Genomic DNA, 798 nt, shown 5'->3' with positions numbered 1-798 from the left:
CGTCGCGCCCACCGCGCCAGGGCCCACGCCCGCGCCGCCACCCCGGCCCGCCATCACGGCGGTGTCGGAGTCCGACAGCCCCCGCAGCGCCTCGCGGCCGTGGTTGAGGTAGATCTCCCCGTTGCGGATGTCGCTCACCTCGGAGTAGCGGACGAGATAGTCCTTCGGGAAGAACATCCCCTTCTCGATGTGGAACTCGCCCTCACTCAGGGCGAAGACCTTGCCCAGCTTCTCGCCGTCGCTGCTGCGGACCGTCATCCCTTCCTTGATGTCGTTGCGCTTGATCATCATTGACTGGCTCCTTGTGCCTTTCACGTCGGGTCGGGTGTGGTCGGAAGCGGTGCGCTCGGCTGACCCGTCTTGCTGGGGTCGGCTTCCTTGGGGGAAGGGACGCGAGGTGCCCGCCACGGCCATCACGAGGAATGTGGGTGCCCCGGCGCCCAGGGAAACCCCTGACGCTGGATGCTCCGGGGGCTCGACGCGCCGCACGCCGGTCACGGCGCCACACCGGCCGCCCTCCTGCCCCCTGTCCGGACACCGAGCGTGCAGGGCGAACGCCACCGGGCTTCACGCTGGCCGCACGCGTGCCCACGCCCCACTGTGTAGGGGCGCGAGCCTGGAGGTCCCGGCCCGCGCGGGGAAGGAGCCTTCGATGCGAGCCACGAGGCCAGGCCGGGGACTCGGGTGGATGGCCGGCGCGGTGGGGCTGTGGGTGGCGGGCAGGCTGTGGCGCCGCCGCTCGGGCGCGTCCGTGCCGGAGTCCGCGTCAGGGACGGCGTCCTTCCCGGAGCCCGAACC

1 pseudogene is annotated in these 798 nt (G+C 71.9%); it reads right to left on the bottom strand.

Features of this window, described 5'->3' with window-relative positions:
• Positions 1-291, bottom strand: a pseudogene (locus ACLEQD_RS44590) (hypothetical protein); the annotation flags it as partial.
• Positions 292-798 lie beyond the last annotated feature (507 nt).

Origin of the sequence: Corallococcus sp. 4LFB, from assembly GCF_046520365.1 — a bacterium.
Classification (GTDB): domain Bacteria; phylum Myxococcota; class Myxococcia; order Myxococcales; family Myxococcaceae; genus Corallococcus; species Corallococcus caeni.
Note: the sequence above shows the minus strand (reverse complement) of the source record. Positions and strands in the feature narration are given on the sequence as shown.